The sequence below is a fragment of the Bacillus sp. PK3-067 genome (assembly GCF_056738645.1).
The window spans coordinates 4,529,785-4,554,158 of the sequence record NZ_CP096490.1 but is presented as its reverse complement, the minus strand read 5'-3'; the positions used below and the strand labels follow the sequence as shown (position 1 = coordinate 4,554,158).

Sequence of the window (24,374 nt, the reverse complement as noted above, 5' to 3'; positions counted from 1 at the left end):
CGCTTCTCACCTGATGGACGCATTCGCAGTTAACAGGTAAATGTATTTCTTACTTAAGATTTTACAAGTGTGGGTGTCGTATGCCCGCACTTTTTTTGTTCGGGTTCTATGACTACAAAATATGTTCTGAGAAAACCTTGGAGGTGGCTTACTATTAGCAAGGATATGATGATTAACGAGCAAATTCGTGCACGTGAAGTACGTTTAGTTGGCGCAAATGGCGATCAACTTGGAATCAAGTCTCGTAATGACGCTTTAGACTTAGCTGCAAATCTTAATCTTGATTTAGTATTAGTTGCTCCAAATGCGAAACCGCCAGTATGCCGCATTATGGACTACGGTAAATTCCGCTTTGAGCAACAGAAGAAAGAAAAAGAGCAGCGCAAAAATCAAAAAGTAATTAGCATGAAAGAAGTTCGTTTAAGTCCAACAATTGATGAACACGACTTTAACACAAAACTTCGTAATGCTATCAAGTTTTTAGAGAAAGGCGACAAGGTTAAAGCATCAATTCGCTTTAAAGGACGTGCCATTACTCATAAAGAAATCGGTCAACGTGTTTTAGATCGCTTCTCAGAAGCTTGTGCTGAAGTTAGCACAGTTGAATCTAAGCCTAAAATGGAAGGACGCAGTATGTTCTTAGTTTTAGCACCGAAAAACGATAAGTAATAGATAGAGGAGGAAATACCTATGCCTAAACAAAAAACTCATCGCGGCGCTGCAAAGCGTTTCAAAAAGACTGGATCAGGTAAACTGAAACGTTCTCACGCTTACACAAGCCATTTATTCGCTAACAAATCTACAAAAGCTAAACGTAAACTACGTAAAGCTGGTGTAGTAAGCGCTGGTGACTTCAAACGCATTCGTCAAATGCTTGACAACTTAAAATAAGTTCGGCTGATATATAGAACAATTAGGAGGTAATATTATGCCAAGAGTAAAAGGTGGTACAGTTACTCGTCAACGTCGTAAAAAAGTAATTAAATTAGCAAAAGGTTACTACGGTTCAAAAAATACATTATTCAAGGTTGCTAACCAACAGGTTATGAAATCTCTAATGTATGCATTCCGTGACCGCCGTCAAAAGAAACGTGACTTCCGTAAATTATGGATTACACGTATCAACGCAGCAGCTCGTATGAATGGTCTTTCTTACAGCCGCTTAATGCACGGTCTTAAAAATGCTGGCATCGAAGTTAACCGCAAGATGCTTGCTGACTTAGCTGTTCATGACGAAAAAGCTTTCGCTGAATTAGCAACAGTTGCAAAAAACAACATTAACTAATTAATTAGTTGAAACCTTAGAAGAATTTTCTTCTAAGGTTTTTTTATTTGTATTCAAATAGAAGTTAGAAGTGAAAGAAATTCTAAAGATTAACGGCTATGTTGTTATCAATATGACAAAATCAATATAAAAGTTATAGCAGTATAGAAGAATATACATATGAAGTCAGGAGAATACTCCTGGCTTTTTTCAATTCTGCTCGTTTGGAAAGAAGAGTATCTTTCCTAGCTGAAACGACACTGCTATAATGGAAAGATGATATGGAACTTTCATCAGATGAACAATTTAAGAGCGATGACTGAAACGTATTTGTAAATTAAGGACAAGCTATTTTATAAAGAGTTAGATAGCTGACTTATTCATAAGAACTGAAACATAATAATGAACTTTGAGATGAAACAACATTGTTGCGTAAAATGCGATGTTGGAGGAGGACAATAGAATGGACTTACTACAACTATTTAAATTACAAAAAGAATTAGATGACCGTATTGCAAAAGAACATGACTTACAACCGAAAAAATTGTTAAAAGAAAAAATGTTAGCTCTTCTTGTAGAAATTGGAGAACTTGCAAATGAAACACGTTGTTTTAAATATTGGAGCAACAAACCGGCATCAGAACGTGAAGTAATATTAGAAGAATACGTAGATGGTTTGCATTTTATTTTATCAATCGGAATTGATTTAGGTATTGATAAAAACTTCCTATTCTATAAATGTGCACAGACGAATAAAACACAAGTGGAAATTTTCTTAGACACATATGCGAAAGTAATTCGTTTTACAGATCAACCATCTATTACAAACTATATTGAATTATTTACGAGCTATCTTCGACTTGGACAAGCACTTGAATTTGAACAAGAAGAGATTGAAAAAGCATATTTAGATAAAAATGAAGTAAATCATCAGCGTCAAACACAAGGATACTAATTTAATTTTTGAATATTTCAATTTAATTATTGTATAATGAATTGACTGAAGAAAAAGGAGGGTGTTGGCAATGACAAAATTAGACGCGACATTGACAATGCTAAAAGAATTAACAGATGCACGTGGTATTGCTGGTAATGAGCGTGAACCACGTGAAGTAATGAAGAAATATATTGAGCCGTTTGCGGACGAACTTTCTACTGATAATTTAGGGAGTTTAGTTGCGAAAAAAGTAGGGGAAGAAAACGGCCCGAAAATTATGGTTGCAGGTCATTTAGATGAAGTTGGATTTATGATTACACAAATCGATGACAAAGGTTTCCTGCGCTTCCAAACGGTTGGTGGCTGGTGGTCACAAGTTATGCTTGCGCAACGCGTGACGATTGTAACGCGTAAAGGAGATGTAACAGGTGTAATTGGTTCAAAACCACCGCACATTTTACCTCCAGAAGCTCGTAAAAAGCCAGTTGAAATTAAAGACATGTTCATCGATATCGGTGCTTCTAGCCAAGAAGAAGCGATGGAGTGGGGCGTACGACCAGGAGATCAAGTTGTACCTTACTTTGAATTCCAAGTGATGAAGAATGAAAAAATGTTACTTGCAAAAGCATGGGATAACCGAATCGGTTGTGCAATTGCAATTGACGTATTAAAACAATTAAAAGATGAAAAGCATCCAAATGTTGTATATGGCGTTGGAACTGTACAAGAAGAAGTTGGTCTTCGTGGCGCAAAAACATCTGCGAATTATATTAAACCAGATATCGCGTTCGCAGTAGATGTTGGTATCGCTGGAGATACACCGGGTGTAACGTCAAAAGAAGCACAAAGTAAAATGGGCGATGGACCACAAATCATTTTATATGATGCTTCTGTTATTGGACATACAGGTTTACGTGATTTCGTAGTTGATGTTGCTGATGAATTACAAATCCCGTATCAATATGATTCAGTAGCAGGCGGAGGAACGGATGCGGGTGCGATTCACATTGCTGTAAATGGTATTCCTTCTATGGCAATTACAATTGCAACGCGCTATATCCATTCTCATGCGGCAATGTTACATCGTGATGATTATGAAAATGCAGTGAAGTTAATTGTAGAAGTTATTAAACGTCTTGATAAAGAGGCTGTACATAACATTACATTTAATTAATAGAAAAAGCGAAGGAGCTTCTCCTTCGCTTTTTTATGTTTTAAAAAGGCCTTTCTAATCCTGCAGCAGTATGAGCCCCTAAAATAATTAAACGAGTTAATTGCATCGCCATAAAATGCGGGGTATATATCATCCCTCTTTTTAGCCATGACATAATCATTCCTAGGTGGGCACCAGTAACATAACTAATGAGAATATCGCGTGGAACCATTAGTTTTTCATCGTTAGGTTGTGAAATAGAGAGGCTTAATGTTAAATGCGTTTGAATTGCTTTCATCATCTTATACGTATAGTTTCCAGCAGCTTTATCACCAAGCATGACGTTATAGAAGTTAGTGTTTTCTGCAATATGTTCGAACAAGGCCAAAAAACTTGGATGTGGCGAATCAAATGTTAGTTGGAAATCTTCTTTATTTCTATTTCTCGGTTTAATTACTTCAGTTAGCTTTTCTAACATTTCTTCAATGCTTTTGTCTAGTAAGTCATATTTATCGTGGTAATGGCTATAAAATGTAGCGCGGTTTACAGGAGCGCGTTCTGCGATATGTTGCACAGTTACATTTTCAAAGCCTTTTTCGCCTACTAAAGCGACAAAAGCATCCTGTATGAGTTGTCTCGTCCGTTTTACACGTGGATCATTTGTATTTTTAATAGACATTTTTATTTCCCCTCGTTTAATTTTCTATACTTAAACAACATATTGGTATTATATTGTTGTTTAAACGACATTTCATACGTGAATTGTCGGTTGTAGATTCAAAATAATTATTTATAATTATAAACGATAGTCCTTCAGAAATCAGCACCGCTCGCAGGTAGATAAATTTCGATTTACGCTGCAGATGGTGTGATTTTTTTGTTAAAAGGTTAATATAATTAACAATTAAACAATCTAAACAATAAGGACATAAATAGTTTAGAAAAAAATTATATGCGATATAAGGAGAGGAATGCAATGAATCAGTTTCGAAGAATGGTAATTATCAACATTATCACATTAATTGTACTAGTTGGCGGCGGTATTGGCGGTTATTACTATTACAATCAAACGGAAAATTACTTAAAAACAGACAATGCAAAGATTGATGGAAAGGTAATTCCGGTTGCTTCACCAGTAGCAGGTAAACTAACTGACTGGAAAGCTGAAGTAGGAAAAAATTATAATGAGAACGATAAATTAGGTACTGTTACTGTAGCGGCAGCTAATGGAGAACAAACAGTAGATGTAACAATTCCACAAAATGCAACAGTTGTACAATCAAACGCGACAACAAATGCTTTCGTTGGAGCGGGTAGCCCGATTGCTTATGCATTTGATATGAACAATTTATGGGTAACAGCAAACATTGAAGAAACAGATGTTGATGATGTTCAAAAAGGTCAAGATGTAGATGTGTATGTAGATGCATACCCAGATACAACGTTAACAGGAAAAGTAGAACAAGTTGGCTTAACAACAGCGAATACATTCTCTATGTTGCCATCAAGCAACGCAACAGCGAACTATACGAAAGTAACACAAGTAGTACCAGTTAAAATTTCTTTAGATCATAGCAAATCAGTAAATATTGTTCCTGGCATGAATGTGACAGTTCGTATTCATAAGTAAGGGGGAGATGAGATGTCCTCAATTGTAATTGCAGGATATGCACTATTTTGTATAATCGTCTTCTTCCTTGTAAATCGTCTTTTACGAAAGAAAAAAACGAAAATGGGAGAAGAACAAGTCCCAGCCGTAAGTAAAATAGAAGTAAGTAAAGTTGAAACAGAAGAGAAAGAAATTGAACGAAAGCAAGAATCGGAAATTTCTAATGTAGTTGAGTTAGAAACAGGAAAGCAAGAAGAAGTAAAACAAGAAAAAGAAGTGCCGAAAAAACAAATGTCTATGCCTGTAGAGAATGTGAACGTAAAAGCAGTTGTAGCTGTATTAATTCTAGGCATGTTCGTTTCTATTTTAAACCAAACAATCATTAATGTTGCATTACCTCCGTTAATGAATGAATTTAATGTATCAACTTCAACAGCACAATGGTTAATTACAGGCTTCATGCTTGTAAATGGTATTTTAGTACCGATTAGTGCCTTTTTAGTTTCACGATTTACGTATCGTAAATTATTCGTAGCAGCAATGTTATTCTTCACGGTAGGATCTATCATTTGTGCTACTTCAGGAAACTTTACAATGATGATGACAGGTCGCGTAATTCAAGCAGTTGGTGCGGGTATTTTAATGCCGGTTGGTATGAATATCTTCATGACGTTATTCCCGCCTCATAAACGCGGAGCGGCGATGGGATTACTAGGTGTAGCGATGATTTTAGCACCAGCTATCGGACCAACTGTAACAGGTTGGGTGATTGAAAACTATAGCTGGAACTTAATGTTCTATGCGATGTTTATTATTGGTTTAATTATTACGTTCCTATCTTTAAAATTCTTTACACTAGCTCAGCCGGTGTCTAAAACGAAATTAGATATATTCGGTGTGGTTAGTTCAAGTATTGGACTAGGAAGCTTATTGTACGGATTTAGTGAAGCTGGAAATAATAGTTGGACTAGTGCAGAAGTCATTATTTCACTTGTTATCGGTGTAATTGGTTTAGCGTTATTTATTTGGAGAGAGTTAACAACGGACAATAAAATGCTTGATTTACAAGTATTTAAATATCCAGTATTTACTTTTACTTTAGTAATTAATGCAATCGTTACGATGGCATTATTCGGAGGTATGTTATTGCTTCCAGTATATCTGCAAAACATTCGTGGCTTTACGCCAATTGAATCTGGTTTACTACTTCTTCCAGGATCATTAATTATGGGGGTCATGGGACCAGTAGCGGGTAAATTATTCGATAAATATGGTATTCGTCCATTAGCGATAATTGGATTGGCAATTACGACGTATGCGACATATGAATTTACAAAATTATCGATGGATACACCGTATAGCGTTATTATGACGGATTATATTATACGTTCAATTGGTATGTCATTCATTATGATGCCAATTATGACAGCTGGTATGAACGCGCTGCCGATGAAATTAATTTCTCACGGTACAGCAACGCAAAATACGTCAAGACAAGTAGCGGGTTCAATCGGAACAGCTATTTTAATTACACTTATGACGCAACAAACGACTGCTCACGTAGCTGATTACGGCAACATGTTAACAACATCAAACCCAATTTTAGTTGATAAAGTACACGGCATGGGTCAAAGCTTAGCGGCCTTAGCTGGATCAGCTCAAGCAGGAGACGCGATGAGCACACAACTATTATATGGACAAATTTCAAAGCTATCTGCAATTAACGGTATTAACGATGCCTTCTTAATCGCAACGATACTAGCAGGTATCGCTTGGGTGTTATCGTTCTTCTTACAATCAGGCAATAAACCAAATAGAAAAGCAGGGAATTAATTTCCCTGCTTTTTTGTCTTTTTAAAGAGTGAGATATAAAAAATAATAACCAGTTACGGAGCACAGCCCTGCTAGAAACAAAATTATCCCCATAGAACAAATACTCGATATTTGCCTGCCGCTTATAATAGCTAATAGTCCAGCTAAAGAGAAGAAGCACCAATATAAAGTTCCCGAAATTGGAACCATCCCCTCTAAATCTATTCCAGAACCTATACAAACGATAGGAACAACGATAAGTAATATGCTAATTAAACCAGCTATAATAGTGAGTGATTTATGACATTTAATACCATAAATAATTAAAAAAATACCAACGATAAATGCGTATAACATTAAAGTAAGAGCTAAAATCATCCAAGTTAATATTCCAAACACTTCTGTATTACCTCCGATTTGTAGGTTGCTAAAAAATATTATATATAGAATGAATCACCTACAGACATGAGCTCCCAGAAGATAACACCTAATATTCCAATGGTAAAAATAATGAATCCCATATTACGTATACTTTTAATTTTGGCTTGTACTCCACTTACCCCTGCTAATAATCCAGTTAAAGAAAATAGGGTCCAGTAAAGAGCAGTTGGAATCGGGAAAATTGTATCGATATGAATCCCTACACTTAAAAGAACAAAAGGTAGTGTGACAAAGGATAGGCTAAGTAGCCCCATTAAACCAACGAGTAATTTCCGATATTTAATCCCCGTTACTATTAAAAAAATACCACCAGCAATCCCGCATAGTAAGAGAAGTGGCGTGAAAAGCATCCAAATAATACTGAACATATGTAAACTCCTTTATGTGAATTAAGTTATATTTTACTACATGAGGTTTATTTTGGATATTATTAATGAGTATATATAAATTGAAGGAAATGGGTAATAACGATACGGATTATCAAAAACGCTAACCGCAGAAGAGTTTGAAGTTATGATAAAAGAGTAAAGAGAGGTATCGCGATGATACCTCTTTTTAACTCAAGAATGCCAACATGTTATTCATAATATGAAATAACATAGCTGGAATAATGGACTTTGTTTTTTTACATAAAATGGCCATTAATAATCCCATAAAGAAAGTAATTACCATTACCCCAAGTGAGTATGTATGAGCGATACCGAAGAAGAAACTTGTTACGATGGCTGCAATCCAAAATGGAAAGCGTTCTGAGAAGAAGCGAAGTATAAAACCACGGAAAATAAGTTCTTCAAAAATGGGTGTGAGTATTGCAAAGCTGAGAAGTAATAATATTTGATATTGCTTAAAGACGTCTAAGCTTAGTGCGGAAGATTGCTGCTTTGTTGCGTCTTGGAACACATAATTTAACAAGATGTAATTGAGTATGATGTTGATAACGAAGAAAAGAAGTAAGTATACGTATGTGCGCCATTCTTTCAGTGTTTTAAAGTTAAAAGATTTTAGTAGTAATTTTTTTGCGGGTTCGAATTTAAAAATGAAGAATAACAATACAGCTAGTTGTAATACGGTACTTGCAGTATTTGCAATAGATTCATACAGGGCAACTTGTTTTTTATCTGTAAGACCTGCTGTATAAATTGTTAATGGCATTGCGAGGAACATAGTAATAAGTCCAGTTCCAAAAAAGGCGAATAAAACAGAGCTAATAAATTGTCCCCATGACATCGAGTGTTTTTGTTCATTAGAAAGCTGTGTAGCGGGTTGCATTTGTAAAATCACCTCTTTTATATTTGTATATTTAATTATAAAGTAAGATGTTTTTGAATGTAACATTTAAATATTACATATAAAGTGAAACTTTAATCATTGGGGAGGTTCATCCCCCACTGATTATCAGCCCTCACCAATCGGGCTTTTACGGGCAGTTGATTCTCCACCTAACTTCCTCGTCTTTGCTGAATTTCGAGGTGGGGGTCTTACTGCTCGTTAATGCGGGATAAAGGTTTATTTTCCATAAAATAATAAAAGAGGTATCACCCTGTAGTGATGCCTCTTTCTCATTGATAACTATGTTCTGTCTTGTTATTCAATTTTGCTTGCTCTATTTGCAATTCACGCTCTACCAATCGATCTAATTGCTGAATTGCTTTAAGTGCTTTTTCATAAGAAATTGTTCGATAATGATGCGCTCCGCCCGGTTCTTCATCTGCTTCGTCTGCCCATTTAATAATATTTTGAAGAGATGTTCTTTCAATTTCTTGTTCCACTAAGAAAGAATCTGTATGAAGAAGAATTGCAATAGAAATTTCTTTTGCTAGTTTTGGATGTTCTCCTAATCTAATAAGTAATTTATGTGCTCTTTCAGCGCCTTTAATTGCATGGATATCATTCTTTTTATATAAGTCATAATCCCATTCGCCGCCTGTGTACCACGTATGATGTCCGATATCATGAAGGAAGCCAGCTTTTGTGGCAGCATCGACTGAGGCGTGATGCTTTTTGGCTAGGTGAAACGCATGGTAAGCGACAGCGATCGCGTGGACCATTCCAGAACGGTTTACGTATTTTTGTGTAATGTGGTGTTTAAAAATTTGTTCAAGCGTAATACGGTGCATAGAACATTCACTCCTTTTATCTTATGGTGTATATGAAGAAAAATCGATCGGTTTAAATGTATTTTGAACATTGTACTCCATCATAGTTCGTTAGTAAAGTAGAAATGTTTAGGAGAAGAAAAAATTTTTCTGCAAAAAAATCACCTTAGCTTATGCAAAGGTGATTTTCAAATTGCTTATTTTTTTAATCCTTGCTCTAGTGTTTCTAACATTTCGTGCTTTTCATTTTCATCAGCGTTTTTCCAAATGACTTCAAATAAAACGCCAAGACCTGGAAGCATTTTTTCTTCACCGCTTTGAATTGCATCGACGATTGTTTCTTGTAATTGATCTTGTGAATTTCCAGATACATTCGCTAATACGGCACCGCGTAAATTAAAACTCATTGCTTTCACCTCTTCTTCAGAATTGAAACTGATGTTAGTTTTTGTTCTTTTTTATGTAAATATGTATGAAAAATAGGCTATAATGATAAGACAAGAAGAGAGGGAAATACATATTATGAAAAACATTGATTCAGTACAAAATCCGCGTGTAAAGCAGTGGAAAAAGCTGCAAACGAAAAAAGAACGCGATAAAAAAGGTTTATTTTTTGTAGAAGGATTCCACTTAGTCGAGGAAGCTTTGAAGACAGGAATTGTAACAGAACTTATCGTTTCAGATCAGACAGACCTTCCGAAAGATTGGACAGTTAATGATGTGGAAATGTACATCGTACCTGAGGCGATTGTAAAAATACTTCGTGAAACAGAAACGACGCAAGGTGTATTTGCTGTTTGTGAGAAGCATGAGAAAGAAGTAGCTCTTACTGATGGGAAATTCCTTTTATTAGATGGCCTGCAAGACCCAGGTAATTTAGGAACAATTATTCGTACAGCTGATGCAGCTGGTATTCACGCCGTTGTGCTTGGAGAAGGTTGTGTTGATGTTTACAATAGTAAAGTACTCCGCTCTACACAAGGCTCTATTTTCCACTTACCAATTGTAAAAGGGAACTTAGAAGAATGGGTAGACAAGTTAAAAGAAAATAACGTTCCTGTATATGGAACAGCTCTTGAAAATGGAGTTCCGTATGGTGAAGTAACGCCGGCTGGCAGTTTTGCATTAATTGTAGGAAATGAAGGAAATGGCGTACGCCAAGAAATTCTTGCAAAAACGGATCAAAACTTGTATATTCCGATTTACGGCGGGGCAGAATCATTAAATGTTGCGGTTGCAGCAGGGATTTTAACGTATTATTTGCAAAGCCCGGTTGCGAACAAATAAAAAACTTCTTATAATAAGTTGAAGTACATTATATTAAAAGTTAAATAACGAAAAACGTTGATAGAGAAGAGTAGCTTACAAAATCGCCATATAGGGAGAGAATGTCGTAGACTGAAAGCATTCTTATGGTAGACGAAAGTGAATTCACCTCTGGAGTTGACGCCAGGACCATGTATATGTAAAGGCGTTCCGGTCAGAATTGATCGTTATAACTAATGAGTGGGCAGACATGTTCTGTCAATTTAGGGTGGTACCGCGAATTTACCTCGTCCCTTTTTGGGAGCGAGGTTTTTTTATTTTTAAAATTAGGAGGGTTCCAAAATGGAAGCACGTTTAAAAGAGCTAAAGCAAAAAGCGTTAGAGCTTATTGAAGAAGCGAAAGAGCTGAAAGGCTTAAACGACGTACGCGTAGCGTATTTAGGAAAAAAAGGTCCAATTACAGAAGTATTACGCGGCATGGGAAAATTATCAGCAGAAGAGCGTCCACGTATGGGAGCATTAGTAAATGAAGTACGTGAAGCGATTCAAACGCGTCTAGACGACAAAATTAGTAACTTAGAAAAAGCAGTAATTGAAGCGAAATTAGCTACTGAAACAATTGATGTTACATTGCCAGGTCGTCCTGTTGAAACAGGTTGTCACCATCCGTTAACGGCTGTTGTTGAGCAAATTGAAGATGTATTCATCGGTATGGGTTATGAAGTAGCTGAAGGAACAGAAGTAGAAAAAGACTACTACAACTTCGAAGCACTAAACTTACCGAAAGATCACCCAGCGCGTGATATGCAAGATACATTCTACATCACAGAAGAAACGTTACTACGTACACATACATCTTCTGTGCAAGCACGTACGATGGAAAATAATAAAGAAAAAGGCCCAATTAAAATTATTTGTCCTGGTAAAGTGTATCGCCGTGATGACGACGATGCGACGCATTCACATCAGTTCATGCAAATTGAAGGTCTTGTAATTGATAAAAACATTCGTATGAGTGACTTAAAAGGTACACTGCAAGTATTCGTGAAAAAGATGTTCGGTGAAGATCGTGAAATCCGTCTTCGTCCAAGTTTCTTCCCATTCACAGAGCCATCTGTAGAGATGGATATTTCTTGTATGATGTGTCATGGCAAAGGCTGCGGCACTTGTAAAGGAACTGGCTGGATTGAAATTCTAGGCGCAGGTATGGTTCACCCGAACGTACTTGAAATGGCTGGTTATGATTCAAAAGAATATCAAGGTTTCGCATTCGGTATGGGCGCAGAGCGTATCGCAATGTTGAAATACGGAGTAGATGACATTCGTCATTTCTATACAAATGATGTACGTTTCTTACAACAATTCAAACGAGCGTAAGGGAAGGAGAGGATAAGTATGTTCGTATCATATCGTTGGTTACAAGAGTATGTAGATATTAAAGATGTAACAGCACAAGAACTAGCAGACAAAATCACGAAAAGTGGTATTGAAGTAGAAGGCGTTGAAGTATTAAATAAAGGTGTAAAAGGTGTTGTAGTTGGTCACGTATTAGAATGTGAAAAACACCCAGAAGCTGATAAATTAAGCAAATGCTTAATCGATATCGGTGAAGAAGAGCCAGTTCAAATTATTTGTGGAGCTGCTAACATTGCAAAAGGTTTAAAAGTACCAGTTGCAAAAGTTGGAGCTGTACTTCCTGGTAACTTCAAAATCAAAAAAGCAAAACTACGCGGTGAAGCTTCTCACGGTATGGTTTGTGCTCTTCAAGAGCTTGGTATTGATGGAAAGTTAGTTTCAAAAGAATACGCAGATGGTATCTTCATCTTCCCAAGTGACGCTGAAGTTGGTGCAGATGCACTTGAAATTTTAAACTTACACGATGAAGTACTTGAGCTTGGCTTAACACCAAACCGTGCAGATTGCTTAAACATGTTAGGTGTTGCTTACGAAGTAGCTGCTATTTATGGCCGCGAAGTAAAACTTCCAGCTATCGACTTACAAGAAACAGCAGAAAAAACTTCTGATTATATTTCTGTAAGTGTAGAAGCGAAAGAAGAAAACCCATTATACATTGCAAAAATGGTTAAAAACGTAAAGATTGGTCCATCACCAATGTGGATGCAAACTCGTCTTATGGCAGCTGGCATTCGTCCAATTAGCAACGTAGTTGATATTACAAACTACATTTTAATGGAATACGGTCAACCGTTACATGCATTCGATTACGATAAATTAGGTTCAAAAGAAATCGTTGTTCGTCTTGCAAAAGAAGGCGAAAAAATTGAAACGTTAGATGATCAAGAGCGTACATTACAAAGCCACCACCTTGTAATTACAAACGGCACGAAAGCTTTAGCTGTTGCTGGTGTAATGGGCGGGGCGGATTCTGAAGTTACAAATGAGACAGTAAATGTTCTAATTGAGTCTGCATACTTTGCAGGTCAAACAGTACGTCGTACATCAAAAGACTTAGGTCTTCGTAGTGAATCAAGTGCACGTTTCGAAAAAGGAATCGACCCAACACGTACATTTGAAGCAATTCAACACGCAGCTGCTTTAATGGCGAAATATGCTGGCGGTGAAGCACTTGAAGGTGTAGTAGAAGCTGACAACTTACAAGTACAAGAGCGTACAGTATCTGTTACTGCTGAAAAAGTAAACCGTGTATTAGGTACAAATATTTCTGCGAGTGAAATGGGTACAATGTTCACAAACTTGAAATTCCCATTCACAGAAGTAGAAGGAACATTCCACGTGAATGTACCAGCACGTCGTCCTGATATTACAATTTCAGAAGACTTAGTAGAAGAAGTGGGCCGTCTATACGGTTATGACCACATTCCAGTTACATTACCTTCTGGAACGATGACTCGTGGTAAATTAACATCAGCACAAACGAAACGTCGTAAAGTACGCCGCTTCTTAGAGGGTGCTGGTTTATATGAAGCAATCACATATTCATTAACAAGCGCTGATAAAGCGAAACAATATATGGTTGAGCAAAACGAAAAGGCGCCTGTAGGTCTTGCACTTCCAATGAGTGAAGAACGTAGCCAACTTCGTTTAAGCTTAGTACCGCAATTACTAGAAGCAGTTTCATACAATGTCGCTCGTAAAAACGACAGCGTTGCTTTATACGAAGTAGGTTCTATCTTCTTACCGACAGAAGAAGGAGAACTTCCGAAAGAAGAACAACATCTTGCAGGTGTTATGACAGGTCTTGCTCTTCACCATGCATGGCAAGGTGAGAAGAAAGTAGTAGACTTCTTCGTTGTGAAAGGTGTACTAGAAGGACTATTCGACGTACTTGGCGTTGCAAACCAAATCACATATGCACCAGCAAAACGTGGAGGTATGCACCCAGGTCGTACAGCTGACATCGTATTAGATGGCGAAGTAATTGGTTTCATCGGTCAATTGCACCCAGAAGCAGAAAAACAATTAGATGTGAAAAATACATTCGTATTCGAACTATCTCTTGTAAAAGTATTCGGTGCAGACGCAGAAGAAACTTACTACTCAGCGATTCCACGTTTCCCATCTATGACACGTGATATGGCTGTTGTCGTAACGAAAGAAACAAAAGCTGGCGAAATGAAGCAAGTTATTGCTGAAGCTGGTGGAGAACTTCTGAAAGATGTAACACTATTTGACTTATACGAAGGTGAAAAAATGGAAGAAGGCAAGAAATCACTTGCATTCTCTATGAACTACTTCGATGCAGAGCGTACGTTAACAGACGAAGAAGTAACAGAAGCACATAACCGTGTATTAACAGCGGTAGAAGAGAAATTTGGTGCGGAGTTACGTAAGTAATTAGAAAATTGCCGGATATATTCCGGCAATTTTTTTATTGGGTTAGTTGTCGGACACTGTCGGTAAGTCGATATATTACAAAAATCGCTCATATATTTTCCGACACCTTGCATCTTTCTCTCGAATGTAGTACATTAATTTTAGTTTAACAAAATGAAAGACGATGATAAGGAAAAGTAGTATATACTATAATCCAAAGCGAGTCAGGGACGGTGAGAGCCTGATGAGGCGGTATATGTGAAGAACACCTTGGAGTTGCTAACCGAAATTGAATCTCGTATTCAAGAGTAGACTTAGACGGGAATCCGGCCTGTTACAAACCGGGAAGTATGTATTACATACGAGTTAAAGTTGGTCTTTATGACAAATTGGGTGGTACCGCGAAGTTTAACCTTTCGTCCCTTTATGGATGAAAGGTTTTTTTGTATTTAAATATATGAGCAAAGGAGAATTTCACTATGGAAAACACATTAGTAAAAAGTCTGTATAGAGATACAGAAAAGTATGCAGATCAAACAGTACAAGTATCAGGGTGGATTCGTAACTTACGTGATTCAAAAGCATTTGGTTTCATCGAATTAAACGACGGTAGCTTCTTCAAAAGCGTTCAAATCGTTTTCGATACAGAATTAGAGAACTTCAAAGAAATTGCAAAACTTCCACTTAGCTCTTCAGTTAAAGTAGAAGGTAAAGTAATTGCAACGCCTGGAGCGAAGCAACCATTTGAAATTAAAGCAGAAAAAATTGATATCGAGGGCTTATCAGATTCTGATTACCCACTTCAAAAGAAACGTCATACATTTGAATACTTACGTACAATCGCTCACTTACGTCCAAGAACAAATGCATTCTCTGCAACGTTCCGCGTACGTTCTATCGCAGCATTTGCGATTCACCAATTCTTCCAAGAGCGTGGATTCGTACATGTTCATACACCTATCATCACTGGTAGTGATACAGAAGGTGCTGGCGAAATGTTCCGCGTAACAACGCAAGATTTAAATAACCTACCAAAAGGTGAAGACGGAAAAGTTGATGAGTCAAAAGACTTCTTCGGTAAAGAAACAAACTTAACAGTAAGTGGACAGCTGAACGCTGAAGCTTATGCATTAGCATTCCGTGATGTATACACATTCGGACCTACATTCCGTGCAGAAAACTCAAACACAACTCGCCACGCTGCTGAGTTCTGGATGGTTGAGCCTGAGATTGCATTCGCGGAACTAGGGGATGTAATGAACCTTACAGAAGGTATGCTGAAATATGCAATGAAATACGTATTAGAGCATGCACCAGAAGAAATGGAATTCTTCAACAGCTTCGTTGATAAAACAGTTCTTGAGCGCATGAACAACGTAATTAACTCAGACTTCGGTCGCATCACTTATACAGAAGCAATTAAAGTACTTCAAGAATCAGGTGCTGACTTCAAATACCCAGTAGAATGGGGAATTGACTTACAAACAGAGCACGAAAGATACTTATCAGAAGAAATCTTCAAACGCCCTGTATTCGTAACTGACTATCCGAAAGACATTAAAGCATTCTACATGCGTTTGAATGAAGACGGTAAAACAGTAGCTGCTACTGACCTTCTAGTTCCTGGCATCGGCGAATTAATCGGCGGAAGTCAACGTGAAGAAAGAATGGACGTTTTAGTAGACAGAATTAAAGAATTAGGTATGAACGAAGAGGACTACTGGTGGTACTTAGAACTTAGAAAATACGGCGGTACAAAACACGCTGGATTCGGTCTAGGTTTCGAGCGCTTCCTAATGTACATCACTGGCATGGCTAACATCCGTGACGTAATTCCATTCCCAAGAACTCCAGGTTCTTCTGAGTTCTAAAATATGAAAAAAGCGAGAGGATTTCCTCTCGCTTTTTTGTTTGCATAGTTTATGACCCCGTAGCAAAAAGTAACGCGAAGGGGTGAATATAAATGAGTAAAAAAGTGAAAAAAGATCATTCAAGGTCAAGCCTTGGTTCTCCAGAAGTAGAAGGACAAGGAACGACGACACATGAAACAGGTTCACATAAAGTACCTTCATCAAATAAGAAGCAGAAACGAAGCTAACATAAAAAAGGAGAGTCTTGGCGACTCTCCTTTTTTCATGTATTACATCTTCTTATCGTTAATTTCTTTTGTAATCTTATTTATGTCTTTGCCTAATCGATCTAAATAGAAAAACCACAGTAAACTCATGAACACGTAATAGATGGCCATCACGCCAAGATTATCAGATATATTTTCGAATGTGGATTTAGTAGTGAAAAAAGCTCCTCAAATGGTAGAAATAGTGAAGTAAGAAAGTGGGCCTACGAGGTGTACGAAAACATATAATATCTTTTTAACTTTTACAGCGTTCATATGAAAAACCTCCTTTTTCTAATCATACATTCAAGTTTCTCACAGAAGTGTTGTAGTTTTGCTGGATTATGTATTAACGAGCGAGCATCGTGTTTCCCGATAAATCTTCGAATCCGAAAGTTTAATAAGAAAGAGCGACCATAACGCTCTATTAGATCGTTGAACGCTCGTTGTTCACTTAGTAGCTGAATGTTTTCCCTAATTTCAAACTGTCTTTCGTGTGGATCGCCTAGTAAAATATTTAGAATCATTTGTAGAAGTAGCAATGGGGATCTCCTCCTATGTTAGGATAATCTGTATATTATAATTATAACAAAACTATAAGGACAATAGTAGGGTGAAACAAAAAACAGGAGTTTGTAGGCTCCTGTTTTTGTCGATACTATTTTAATAAGCGAATCGCCTTCTCCGTATTAGCGAAATGCAGTTTCACAAACTCAGGTAATCGTTCTTTACCAAGCTTTTGAATTAATTTAGCAGCAGCGATATCAACTTGTTTACCAGCACCTTTTGGAAGTGGCATACCAGCTTTTTTACTTAGTTCGTCAAACTGTTTTACGAATGAGTAGCGAGCTAAAATGGAAGCGGCGGCAACAGCTAAATGAACACTTTCACCTTTCGTAGCGAAGTAAACATTTTCACGCTGTACCTGTTTTTGTTTTGCTAAATATTTATAGTATGTATCAGGTTGTGTGAATTGATCGATTAAGACGCCTTCAGGTTTTGTAGGTGCCATTTTAGCTAATAAGTTTGTAATAGCTTTATTGTGTAGTAAAGCTTTTAACTTACCTTGGTTGTTTCCTTTATCAAATAGCTCGTTATATTTTTCGTTATGAAGGACAAGAGAGCTATAAGGAACAACGTGTAGAAGTTGTTTCGCAATGGCAGTAATTTGATCGTCATTTAAGTTTTTAGAGTCTTTTACACCAAGTTCTTTTAGTAGTGGAATTTGCTTTGCATCCACATATACAGCAACGACTGTCATCGGTCCAAAGAAATCTCCCGTACCAACTTCATCAGACCCTACAATAGACATTGTACCGATGGAAGCAGGAGGCGCATAACGATGGGAATCGACAGATTTTTTTACAGCTGTTTTCGGTGTTTGAGAGACAGTTTGCCAACGAGAAGCTTCTGCTTCAGCGCGGCCTCCTTGGAACATTACTTTTCCAGATTTATACGCTGTAATCGTGCAAGATGGTACCTTTGCCATGAAGATCCCGCCTTGCGGAGTTTTTGGGCTAAGCGAATGTTTATATTGTTGTTTCATGTCTTCAATTACTGTAGAATTTGTTTGAATTACGATAGAATTTGACATAATGGTCGCCCCTTTTTTTATATTGTTATTTTTATCATATCGGATTGTTCTTTCTGTTTCCATATTATGAAGGTTCATGGTATGATAAACTTTAGGATTCTGTACGTGATTGGAGGCCGGTGAGTTGTCACAACAAAAGGGAAAGAAAAGTCGAATTAATGTAGAAATCTATGGTCAGCAATATTCAGTTGTTGGCGATGAAAGTACAAGTCATATCCGCATGGTAGCAGCGATTGTGGATGATAAAATGCGCGAACTCAATGCCAAGAATCCTTCGCTTGACACGAGTAGACTAGCGGTATTGACGGCGGTAAACGTCATACACGATTACATAAAATTAAAAGAAGAACATGAGAAATTGAAAGAAAGTATGACAAAAAAAGGAATGGAATAACATGATTGATATTATTATCATTTTACTGCTTGTTATGGGATTTTTCCTCGGCTTACGCAGAGGGTTTATTCTGCAACTTGTAAAGTTAACAAGCTTTATTATCGCATACCTTGTTGCATACTGGTACTGTAAAGATTTAGCGCCAGCACTTGCGAAATTTATTCCGTATCCATTTGATAAAAACGTATCTGTTCCAGAATGGATTGATGCAAATAATATTGAGACAGTATTTTATCAAGCGCTTGCGTTTATCATATTGTTTATTATTACTAAAATTGCACTTTCATTACTTGGTAATTTGTTAAATATGTTTGCAGAAATACCGGTTTTAAAGCAAGTAAATGCGTTTGCGGGGGCAATCCTCGGATTTTTAGAAGTATATATTATTTTGTTTGTCTTAATTATCATTGGAAACATTCTTCCGATTGAACAAGTACAAACACCATTACAAAAATCATCAATTAGCAAAATAATTGTAGACGATACACCGATTCTATCTGAAAAGGTGAAGGAACTATGGCAGACAGGTAGCAGAGTATAACTTCTCTTTTTTCGGAAAGAGAAGTTTTTTTCTATGAAAGAAAGGCGGGGCAATGATGAAAGTAAATAAAAAACAAGTTATCAAATTATTAGAGACAATCGGGCTTTTTATGGAATTAAAGGGCGCGAATCCATTTAAAATATCTGCATTTCGTAAAGCGGCAGCAGCATTAGAAAGTGATGATCGTAGTCTTTCTGAGATTGAAGATTTCACGAAGATTCCGGGCATCGGAAAAGGAACAGCAGCAGTTATTCAAGAATATATAGAATCGGGAACATCTGAAGTATTACAAGAACTTGAAAAAGAAGTACCAAGTAGCTTATTGCCGTTATTAAAACTACCAGGTCTTGGTGGTAAGAAGGTAGCTAAGTTATACAAAGAACTTGGTGTTGTTGATATGGAATCGCTAAAAGCTGTTTGTGAGGAAAATAAAGTACAAGCTTTAGCAGGTTTCGGTAAGAAGACAGAAGAGAAAATATTAGAAGCAATCGATCAAGTAGGCTCTCGTCCAGAGCGTTTACCAATTGCGATGGTATTGCCTATTGCCGGGGAAATAGAGGAGAAATTGTCGAATATTGCTGAAGTAATTCGTTTCTCTCGCGCTGGTAGTTTGCGCCGTGTTCGTGAAACAGTGAAAGATTTAGATTTTATCATTGCAACAACAGAACCAGCAGCGGTACGTGAGCATTTACTACAATTTGATAATATGATTGAAGTAATAGCAAGTGGAGATACGAAAGTTTCTGTCCGTCTTCAATATGAATATGATATTTCAATTGATTTCCGTTTAGTAAAACCAGAAGAGTTTATTACAACTCTTCACCATTTCACAGGATCAAAAGACCATAATGTGAAAATGCGTCAAATCGCAAAAGATAAAGGCGAGAAAATTAGTGAGTACGGTGTAGAGAACTTGGAAACAGGTGAAGTGAAAACATTTGAGACTGAAGAAGACTTCTTTGCTCATTTCGGTTTGCCATTTATTCCGCCAGAAGTGCGTGAAGATGGAAAAGAAATTGAATTAATTAAAGAGTATCCGAACTTAATTCAGTTTTCCGATATACAAGGTGATTTACATATGCATACAACTTGGAGTGACGGTGCTTTTTCTATTGAAGAAATGGTACAAGCGTGCCGTGCTCGTGGATATAAGTTTATGGCGATTACTGATCACTCGCAATATTTGAAAGTGGCGAACGGTTTAACGAAAGAGCGTCTTCGTGAGCAAGCGAAAGAAATTGAACGTATGAATGAAAAGTATCCAGACATTACAATTTTACGCGGAATTGAAATGGACATTTTACCAGATGCCTCGCTTGATTTTGATGATGAAGTATTAGCAGAATTAGATTATGTCATTGGAGCGATTCACTCTAGCTTCTCACAAGACCGTGAAACGATTATGAATCGTCTACGTACTGCACTTGAGAATAAACATGTCACAATGATTGCCCATCCTACAGGACGTCTTCTCGGGCGTCGTGAGGGTTATGATGTAGATACAGATTTATTAATTGAACTAGCAAAAGAGACAAATACAGTTTTAGAATTAAATGCGAATCCGAACCGTCTAGATTTAAGCGCGAAATTATTAAAACAAGCACAAGATGCTGGTGTGAAAGTAGCGATTAATACGGATGCTCATACGCTTGAAATGTTAGAAGATATGGAAACAGGTGTAGCAGCAGCACGTAAAGGTTGGATTCAAAAAGATAACGTGATTAACACGTGGGATATTGAACGTTTATTAGACTATATTAAACGTAATAAGTAATACAAGGGGGACCTGCAACATGTTAGAAAGAACGTTGCGTGTATTAGAATACAATAAAGTAAAAGAACAATTACTTGAACATACAGCATCTTCACTTGGTCGTGACAAAGTGAAGCATTTAGTGCCGAGCACTGATTTTGAAGAAATTGTAGAAATGCAAGATACAACGGATGAAGCAGCGAAAGTTATTCGTTTAAAAGGTAGTGCACCATTAGGTGGTATTACGGATATTCGCTCAAATGTGAAGCGTGCAAAAATTGGGAGTATGTTAAGTCCAAATGAATTACTTGATATTGCGAATACGATGTATGGTAGTCGTAATATGAAACGTTTCATTGAAGATATGGCTGATAACGGTGTCGAGCTTCCGATTTTAGAAACTCACGTCGCTCAAATTGTATCTTTATATGATTTAGAAAAGAAAATTACAAATTGCATCGGTGACGGCGGTGAAGTAGTCGATAGCGCAAGTGATAAACTGCGTGGTATTCGTACTCAAATTCGTACTGCGGAAAGCCGTATTCGTGAAAAGTTAGAAAATATGACGCGCTCTTCAAACGCGCAAAAGATGCTGTCTGATTCGATTGTAACGATTCGTAACGAACGTTACGTAATCCCAGTAAAGCAAGAATATCGCGGCGTATATGGCGGTATTGTTCACGATCAATCTGCTTCTGGACAAACGTTATTTATTGAACCACAAGTAATTGTAGAATTAAATAATGCACTACAAGAAGCACGTGTGAAAGAAAAACAAGAAATTGAACGCATCTTATTGATGTTAACAGAAGAAGTAGCAGTAGAAGCCGATATCGTTTTATCAAACGTAGAAGTAGTTGCAAATCTTGATTTCATCTTTGCGAAAGCTTTTTATGCGAAGCGAATTAAAGCGACAAAGCCGATTGTAAATAACGAGCGTTACATGGACTTAAGACAAGCACGCCATCCGCTTATCGATCCAGAAATAATCGTGCCAAATAACATTATGTTAGGTAAAGATTTCACGACAATTGTTATTACAGGACCGAATACAGGTGGTAAAACAGTTACGCTGAAAACAGTTGGTATTTGTGTGTTAATGGCGCAATCTGGCCTTCACATTCCAGTAATGGATGAGTCAGAGATTTGTGTATTCAAAAATATCTTTGCTGATATCGGTGATGAGCAATCGATTGAACAAAGTTTAAGTACGTTCTCCTCACATATGGTGAACATCGTTGATATTTTAGAAAAAGCTGATTTTGAAAGTTTAGTTTTATTCGATGAATTAGGTGCTGGAACAGACCCGCAAGAAGGGGCTGCACTTGCCATTTCAATTTTAGATGAAGTATGTAATCGCGGTGCTCGCGTTGTTGCAACGACGCATTATCCAGAATTAAAAGCATACGGATATAACCGTGAGCAAGTTATTAATGCGAGTGTTGAGTTTGATGTGAACACGTTAAGCCCAACGTATAAATTATTAATCGGTGTACCAGGACGTAGTAATGCCTTTGAAATTTCGAAACGTCTTGGATTATCTGATCGCGTTATTGACCAAGCACGTAACCACATTAGTACAGATACGAATAAAATTGAAAATATGATTGCGAAGTTAGAAGAAAGCCAGAAGAACGCAGAGCGTGACTGGAACGAAGCAGAAGCGCTTCGCAAACAATCTGAGAAACTTCATCGTGAGTTACAACGTCAAATTATTGAATTTAACGAAGATCGCGACGAACGATTATTAAAAGCGCAAAAAGAAGGGGAAGAAAAAGTCGAAGCTGCGAAGAAAGAAGCAGAAGGTATTATTCAAGAACTTCGTCAATTGCGTAAAGCACAGCTTGCAAATGTGAAAGACCACGAGCTAATTGAAGCGAAGAGTCGTCTAGAAGGCGCAGCGCCAGAGCTTGTTAAGAAACAAAAAGTAAATGTGAAAAACACTGCACCGAAACAACAGTTACGTGCAGGTGATGAAGTGAAAGTATTAACGTTCGGTCAAAAAGGTCAACTACTTGAAAAAGTAAGCGATACAGAGTGGAGCGTACAAATCGGTATTCTGAAGATGAAAGTGAAAGAATCTAATATGGAATACATTAACACACCGAAGCAAACAGAGAAAAAAGCAGTTGCAACGGTAAAAGGTAGAGACTATCACGTTTCATTAGAACTTGATCTTCGTGGTGAACGATTTGAAAATGCAATGGCGCGCGTTGAGAAATACTTAGACGATGCCCAGCTTGCAAGCTATCCTCGCGTATCAATCATTCACGGTAAAGGGACAGGAGCACTTCGCCAAGGTGTACAAGATTACTTGAAGAAGCATCGCGGTGTAAAAACCTTCCGTTACGGTGACATGGGCGAGGGAGGCCTAGGCGTAACAGTTGTCGAATTAAAATAGAAAACAACGAAACAAAGGGGAAACCATTATATGTTTATGGACAAACTTGCAAAAGTATTGTTAGCTTGTTGTGGAATATTTTTGGTGATTGGGGTTATTTATTTAGTTGTTTTTGCGAAGTGAAAAAGCGTCAATCGTGGCAGAATGATATTGCCATAGATTGACGCTTTTAATATATGTGAAAAGGAATAGAACATGAAAATCAACCAATACATAAGCGAAGCAAAATTATGCTCCAGACGTGAAACAGATCGTCTCATTAAAGCTGGACGCGTGGCTATTAACGGCGAAATATGTACGCACGGTGCACTCGTAAGCGATGGTGATAGGGTAACGATTGATGGGCAAGTTATTGTAAAAGAAGAGAAAGAAAAAGTGTATATCGCATTTCATAAACCAGTCGGAATTACTTGTACAGCAGCCGATCATATTGAAGATAATATTATTGATTATATCAATTACCCAGAGCGAATCTTTCCAGTTGGGCGATTAGATAAAGCATCAGAAGGACTTATTTTATTAACGAATGACGGCGGCATTGCGAATCAAATTTTACATGGTGATCATGAGCACGAGAAAGAATATGTTGTCACAGTCGATAAACCTTTTACGGACTGGTTTATTGATGAGATGTCCCGCGGTGTAAAGATTAAAGATGGAATGACGAAGCCGTGCAAAGTGACAAGAGTCGATCAATCAACATTTCGTATCGTTTTAACGCAAGGAATGAACAGGCAAATTCGTAGAATGAGTCGTGCTTTCGGATTTACTGTAATAAAGCTAAAGCGAGTACGCATTATGAATATAGAGCTAAATGAGCTTGAAGTTGGAAAGTGGCGGAGCGTTACAGCTGAAGAGTTAGAAATTTTAATAGGGCAGTTATAGGGAGGAAAAATTTTCTCCCTATATTTTTTTGTCAGAAAAAATAAAACTATTGATTTTTTAAAAAATAGCCCATATAATAAAAAACAACAAGTTTCGACAAGATATTTTATAAAAGTAATGATGAGGACATGAGTTGTATTTTACGATTCTCAGAGAGGGAAGCCTTAGGCTGTGAGCTTCCTAATACGAAAAGACAAGCTTACCACCTCTAAACTTCAAGAGTGAACTGCATACATGATGCATTGTAATTCTTGGCGGATAAAACCGTTATCAATTTACACGAGCTATAAAATGAGCTTATTTCGTTATAAATTCAT

The 24,374-nt window shown here is 37.3% G+C and carries 25 protein-coding genes, 1 pseudogene and 4 other annotated features (2 of these 30 only partly in view); of the genes and pseudogenes, 17 read left to right on the top strand and 9 right to left on the bottom strand.

All coding sequences use genetic code 11. From position 1 onward, the window contains the following. Nucleotides 1–102, top strand: a sequence feature (ribosomal protein L20 leader region) (it extends 19 nt beyond the left edge of the window). Nucleotides 103–165: 63 nt separating this feature from the next. The 5 genes from infC to M1D73_RS23410 all read left to right on the top strand — a co-directional run bounded on the left by infC (nucleotide 166) and on the right by M1D73_RS23410 (nucleotide 3,375). Then, nucleotides 166–669 carry a translation initiation factor IF-3 gene (infC, locus tag M1D73_RS23430; RefSeq protein WP_000973215.1) on the top strand — a complete coding sequence of 168 codons (504 nt, stop codon included), beginning with the start codon at nucleotides 166–168 and terminating at the stop codon, nucleotides 667–669. Between the two features lie 21 nt (nucleotides 670–690). Next, nucleotides 691–891 carry a 50S ribosomal protein L35 gene (rpmI, locus tag M1D73_RS23425; protein WP_001125945.1) on the top strand — a complete coding sequence of 67 codons (201 nt, stop codon included), beginning with the start codon at nucleotides 691–693 and terminating at the stop codon, nucleotides 889–891. 37 nt (nucleotides 892–928) lie between these two features. Further along, nucleotides 929–1,285: a 50S ribosomal protein L20 gene (rplT, locus tag M1D73_RS23420; protein ID WP_001138362.1), complete on the top strand. Its 357-nt coding sequence runs from the start codon at nucleotides 929–931 to the stop codon at nucleotides 1,283–1,285. 442 nt (nucleotides 1,286–1,727) lie between these two features. Next, nucleotides 1,728–2,219 carry a dUTP diphosphatase gene (locus M1D73_RS23415; RefSeq protein ID WP_000365050.1) on the top strand — a complete coding sequence of 164 codons (492 nt, stop codon included), beginning with the start codon at nucleotides 1,728–1,730 and terminating at the stop codon, nucleotides 2,217–2,219. Nucleotides 2,220–2,289: 70 nt separating this feature from the next. After that, entirely contained in the window at nucleotides 2,290–3,375 is a 1,086-nt protein-coding gene (locus M1D73_RS23410; protein WP_000163555.1) for a M42 family metallopeptidase, read from the top strand. Nucleotides 3,376–3,415: 40 nt separating this feature from the next. Here M1D73_RS23410 and M1D73_RS23405 read toward each other — a convergent pair whose 3' ends face one another. After that, the gene (locus tag M1D73_RS23405; RefSeq protein ID WP_000023672.1) at nucleotides 3,416–4,033 is read right to left on the bottom strand and encodes a TetR/AcrR family transcriptional regulator; all 618 of its coding nucleotides are present in this window, start codon (nucleotides 4,031–4,033) and stop codon (nucleotides 3,416–3,418) included. Between the two features lie 297 nt (nucleotides 4,034–4,330). On the opposite strand from M1D73_RS23405, the gene M1D73_RS23400 reads away from it, so the two are divergent. Further along, nucleotides 4,331–4,984 (top strand): HlyD family secretion protein, encoded by a 654-nt coding sequence (locus M1D73_RS23400; RefSeq protein ID WP_001071419.1) that lies wholly within the window; start codon nucleotides 4,331–4,333, stop codon nucleotides 4,982–4,984. A gap of 12 nt (nucleotides 4,985–4,996) precedes the next feature. Further along, nucleotides 4,997–6,796: a DHA2 family efflux MFS transporter permease subunit gene (locus M1D73_RS23395; RefSeq protein WP_121868101.1), complete on the top strand. Its 1,800-nt coding sequence runs from the start codon at nucleotides 4,997–4,999 to the stop codon at nucleotides 6,794–6,796. 21 nt (nucleotides 6,797–6,817) lie between these two features. Here M1D73_RS23395 and M1D73_RS23390 read toward each other — a convergent pair whose 3' ends face one another. The 5 genes from M1D73_RS23390 to sspI form a co-directional block, all read right to left on the bottom strand. Beyond that, nucleotides 6,818–7,174, bottom strand: coding sequence for an ammonia permease (locus tag M1D73_RS23390; protein ID WP_121868100.1), 357 nt, complete (start codon nucleotides 7,172–7,174; stop codon nucleotides 6,818–6,820). 38 nt (nucleotides 7,175–7,212) lie between these two features. Continuing rightward, entirely contained in the window at nucleotides 7,213–7,584 is a 372-nt protein-coding gene (locus M1D73_RS23385) for a hypothetical protein (RefSeq protein WP_000491395.1), read from the bottom strand. A 187-nt stretch (nucleotides 7,585–7,771) separates the two neighbouring features. Beyond that, nucleotides 7,772–8,485 carry a CPBP family intramembrane glutamic endopeptidase gene (locus M1D73_RS23380; protein WP_001182108.1) on the bottom strand — a complete coding sequence of 238 codons (714 nt, stop codon included), beginning with the start codon at nucleotides 8,483–8,485 and terminating at the stop codon, nucleotides 7,772–7,774. A 290-nt stretch (nucleotides 8,486–8,775) separates the two neighbouring features. Continuing rightward, complete coding sequence (locus M1D73_RS23375) at nucleotides 8,776–9,333, bottom strand: HD domain-containing protein (RefSeq protein WP_000554786.1); 558 nt, start codon at nucleotides 9,331–9,333, stop codon at nucleotides 8,776–8,778. Nucleotides 9,334–9,509: 176 nt separating this feature from the next. Further along, on the bottom strand, nucleotides 9,510–9,719 hold the full coding sequence (sspI, locus tag M1D73_RS23370) for a small acid-soluble spore protein SspI (RefSeq protein ID WP_000009509.1): 210 nt from the start codon (nucleotides 9,717–9,719) through the stop codon (nucleotides 9,510–9,512). 82 nt (nucleotides 9,720–9,801) lie between these two features. Between sspI and M1D73_RS23365 the strand changes: the two genes are divergently transcribed. The 5 genes from M1D73_RS23365 to M1D73_RS23345 all read left to right on the top strand — a co-directional run bounded on the left by M1D73_RS23365 (nucleotide 9,802) and on the right by M1D73_RS23345 (nucleotide 16,471). Next, a complete protein-coding gene (locus M1D73_RS23365; protein WP_002026395.1) occupies nucleotides 9,802–10,599 on the top strand; it encodes a TrmH family RNA methyltransferase in 798 nt (265 codons plus the stop codon). A 48-nt stretch (nucleotides 10,600–10,647) separates the two neighbouring features. Beyond that, nucleotides 10,648–10,876: a binding site (T-box leader), on the top strand. Nucleotides 10,877–10,920: 44 nt separating this feature from the next. After that, on the top strand, nucleotides 10,921–11,955 hold the full coding sequence (gene pheS, locus M1D73_RS23360; protein ID WP_000388219.1) for a phenylalanine--tRNA ligase subunit alpha: 1,035 nt from the start codon (nucleotides 10,921–10,923) through the stop codon (nucleotides 11,953–11,955). An 18-nt stretch (nucleotides 11,956–11,973) separates the two neighbouring features. Next, nucleotides 11,974–14,394 carry a phenylalanine--tRNA ligase subunit beta gene (gene pheT / locus M1D73_RS23355; RefSeq protein WP_121868099.1) on the top strand — a complete coding sequence of 807 codons (2,421 nt, stop codon included), beginning with the start codon at nucleotides 11,974–11,976 and terminating at the stop codon, nucleotides 14,392–14,394. 154 nt (nucleotides 14,395–14,548) lie between these two features. Beyond that, nucleotides 14,549–14,800 (top strand) — a binding site (T-box leader). A gap of 52 nt (nucleotides 14,801–14,852) precedes the next feature. Further along, a complete protein-coding gene (gene asnS / locus M1D73_RS23350; protein ID WP_121868098.1) occupies nucleotides 14,853–16,244 on the top strand; it encodes an asparagine--tRNA ligase in 1,392 nt (463 codons plus the stop codon). A 92-nt stretch (nucleotides 16,245–16,336) separates the two neighbouring features. Further along, nucleotides 16,337–16,471: a YuzL family protein gene (locus M1D73_RS23345; RefSeq protein WP_000039592.1), complete on the top strand. Its 135-nt coding sequence runs from the start codon at nucleotides 16,337–16,339 to the stop codon at nucleotides 16,469–16,471. 42 nt (nucleotides 16,472–16,513) lie between these two features. Here the strand turns inward: M1D73_RS23345 and M1D73_RS23340 are convergent. From M1D73_RS23340 to rnhC, 3 genes and pseudogenes are all read right to left on the bottom strand, one after another. After that, nucleotides 16,514–16,765 (bottom strand): annotated as a pseudogene (locus M1D73_RS23340) (hypothetical protein). Beyond that, the gene (locus M1D73_RS23335; RefSeq protein WP_086403646.1) at nucleotides 16,762–17,031 is read right to left on the bottom strand and encodes a hypothetical protein; all 270 of its coding nucleotides are present in this window, start codon (nucleotides 17,029–17,031) and stop codon (nucleotides 16,762–16,764) included. The pseudogene M1D73_RS23340 and the gene M1D73_RS23335 overlap by 4 nt, the downstream one beginning before the upstream one ends. A 116-nt stretch (nucleotides 17,032–17,147) precedes the next feature. Further along, nucleotides 17,148–18,083: a ribonuclease HIII gene (gene rnhC, locus M1D73_RS23330; RefSeq protein ID WP_000071590.1), complete on the bottom strand. Its 936-nt coding sequence runs from the start codon at nucleotides 18,081–18,083 to the stop codon at nucleotides 17,148–17,150. Between the two features lie 124 nt (nucleotides 18,084–18,207). Here rnhC and zapA point away from each other — a divergent pair, with 124 nt between their 5' ends. The 5 genes from zapA (at nucleotide 18,208) to M1D73_RS23305 (ending at nucleotide 24,057) form a co-directional block, all read left to right on the top strand. Continuing rightward, complete coding sequence (gene zapA / locus M1D73_RS23325) at nucleotides 18,208–18,477, top strand: cell division protein ZapA (RefSeq protein WP_000082701.1); 270 nt, start codon at nucleotides 18,208–18,210, stop codon at nucleotides 18,475–18,477. A 1-nt stretch (nucleotide 18,478) separates the two neighbouring features. After that, on the top strand, nucleotides 18,479–19,018 hold the full coding sequence (locus tag M1D73_RS23320) for a CvpA family protein (RefSeq protein ID WP_000565409.1): 540 nt from the start codon (nucleotides 18,479–18,481) through the stop codon (nucleotides 19,016–19,018). 55 nt (nucleotides 19,019–19,073) lie between these two features. Next, on the top strand, nucleotides 19,074–20,792 hold the full coding sequence (gene polX / locus M1D73_RS23315; RefSeq protein WP_121868097.1) for a DNA polymerase/3'-5' exonuclease PolX: 1,719 nt from the start codon (nucleotides 19,074–19,076) through the stop codon (nucleotides 20,790–20,792). 19 nt (nucleotides 20,793–20,811) lie between these two features. Continuing rightward, a complete protein-coding gene (locus M1D73_RS23310) occupies nucleotides 20,812–23,172 on the top strand; it encodes an endonuclease MutS2 (RefSeq protein WP_000893713.1) in 2,361 nt (786 codons plus the stop codon). A 195-nt stretch (nucleotides 23,173–23,367) separates the two neighbouring features. Beyond that, the gene (locus M1D73_RS23305) at nucleotides 23,368–24,057 is read left to right on the top strand and encodes a 23S rRNA pseudouridine(2604) synthase RluF (RefSeq protein ID WP_000700716.1); all 690 of its coding nucleotides are present in this window, start codon (nucleotides 23,368–23,370) and stop codon (nucleotides 24,055–24,057) included. A gap of 108 nt (nucleotides 24,058–24,165) precedes the next feature. Next, nucleotides 24,166–24,374: a binding site (T-box leader), on the top strand; it runs 47 nt beyond the window's last position.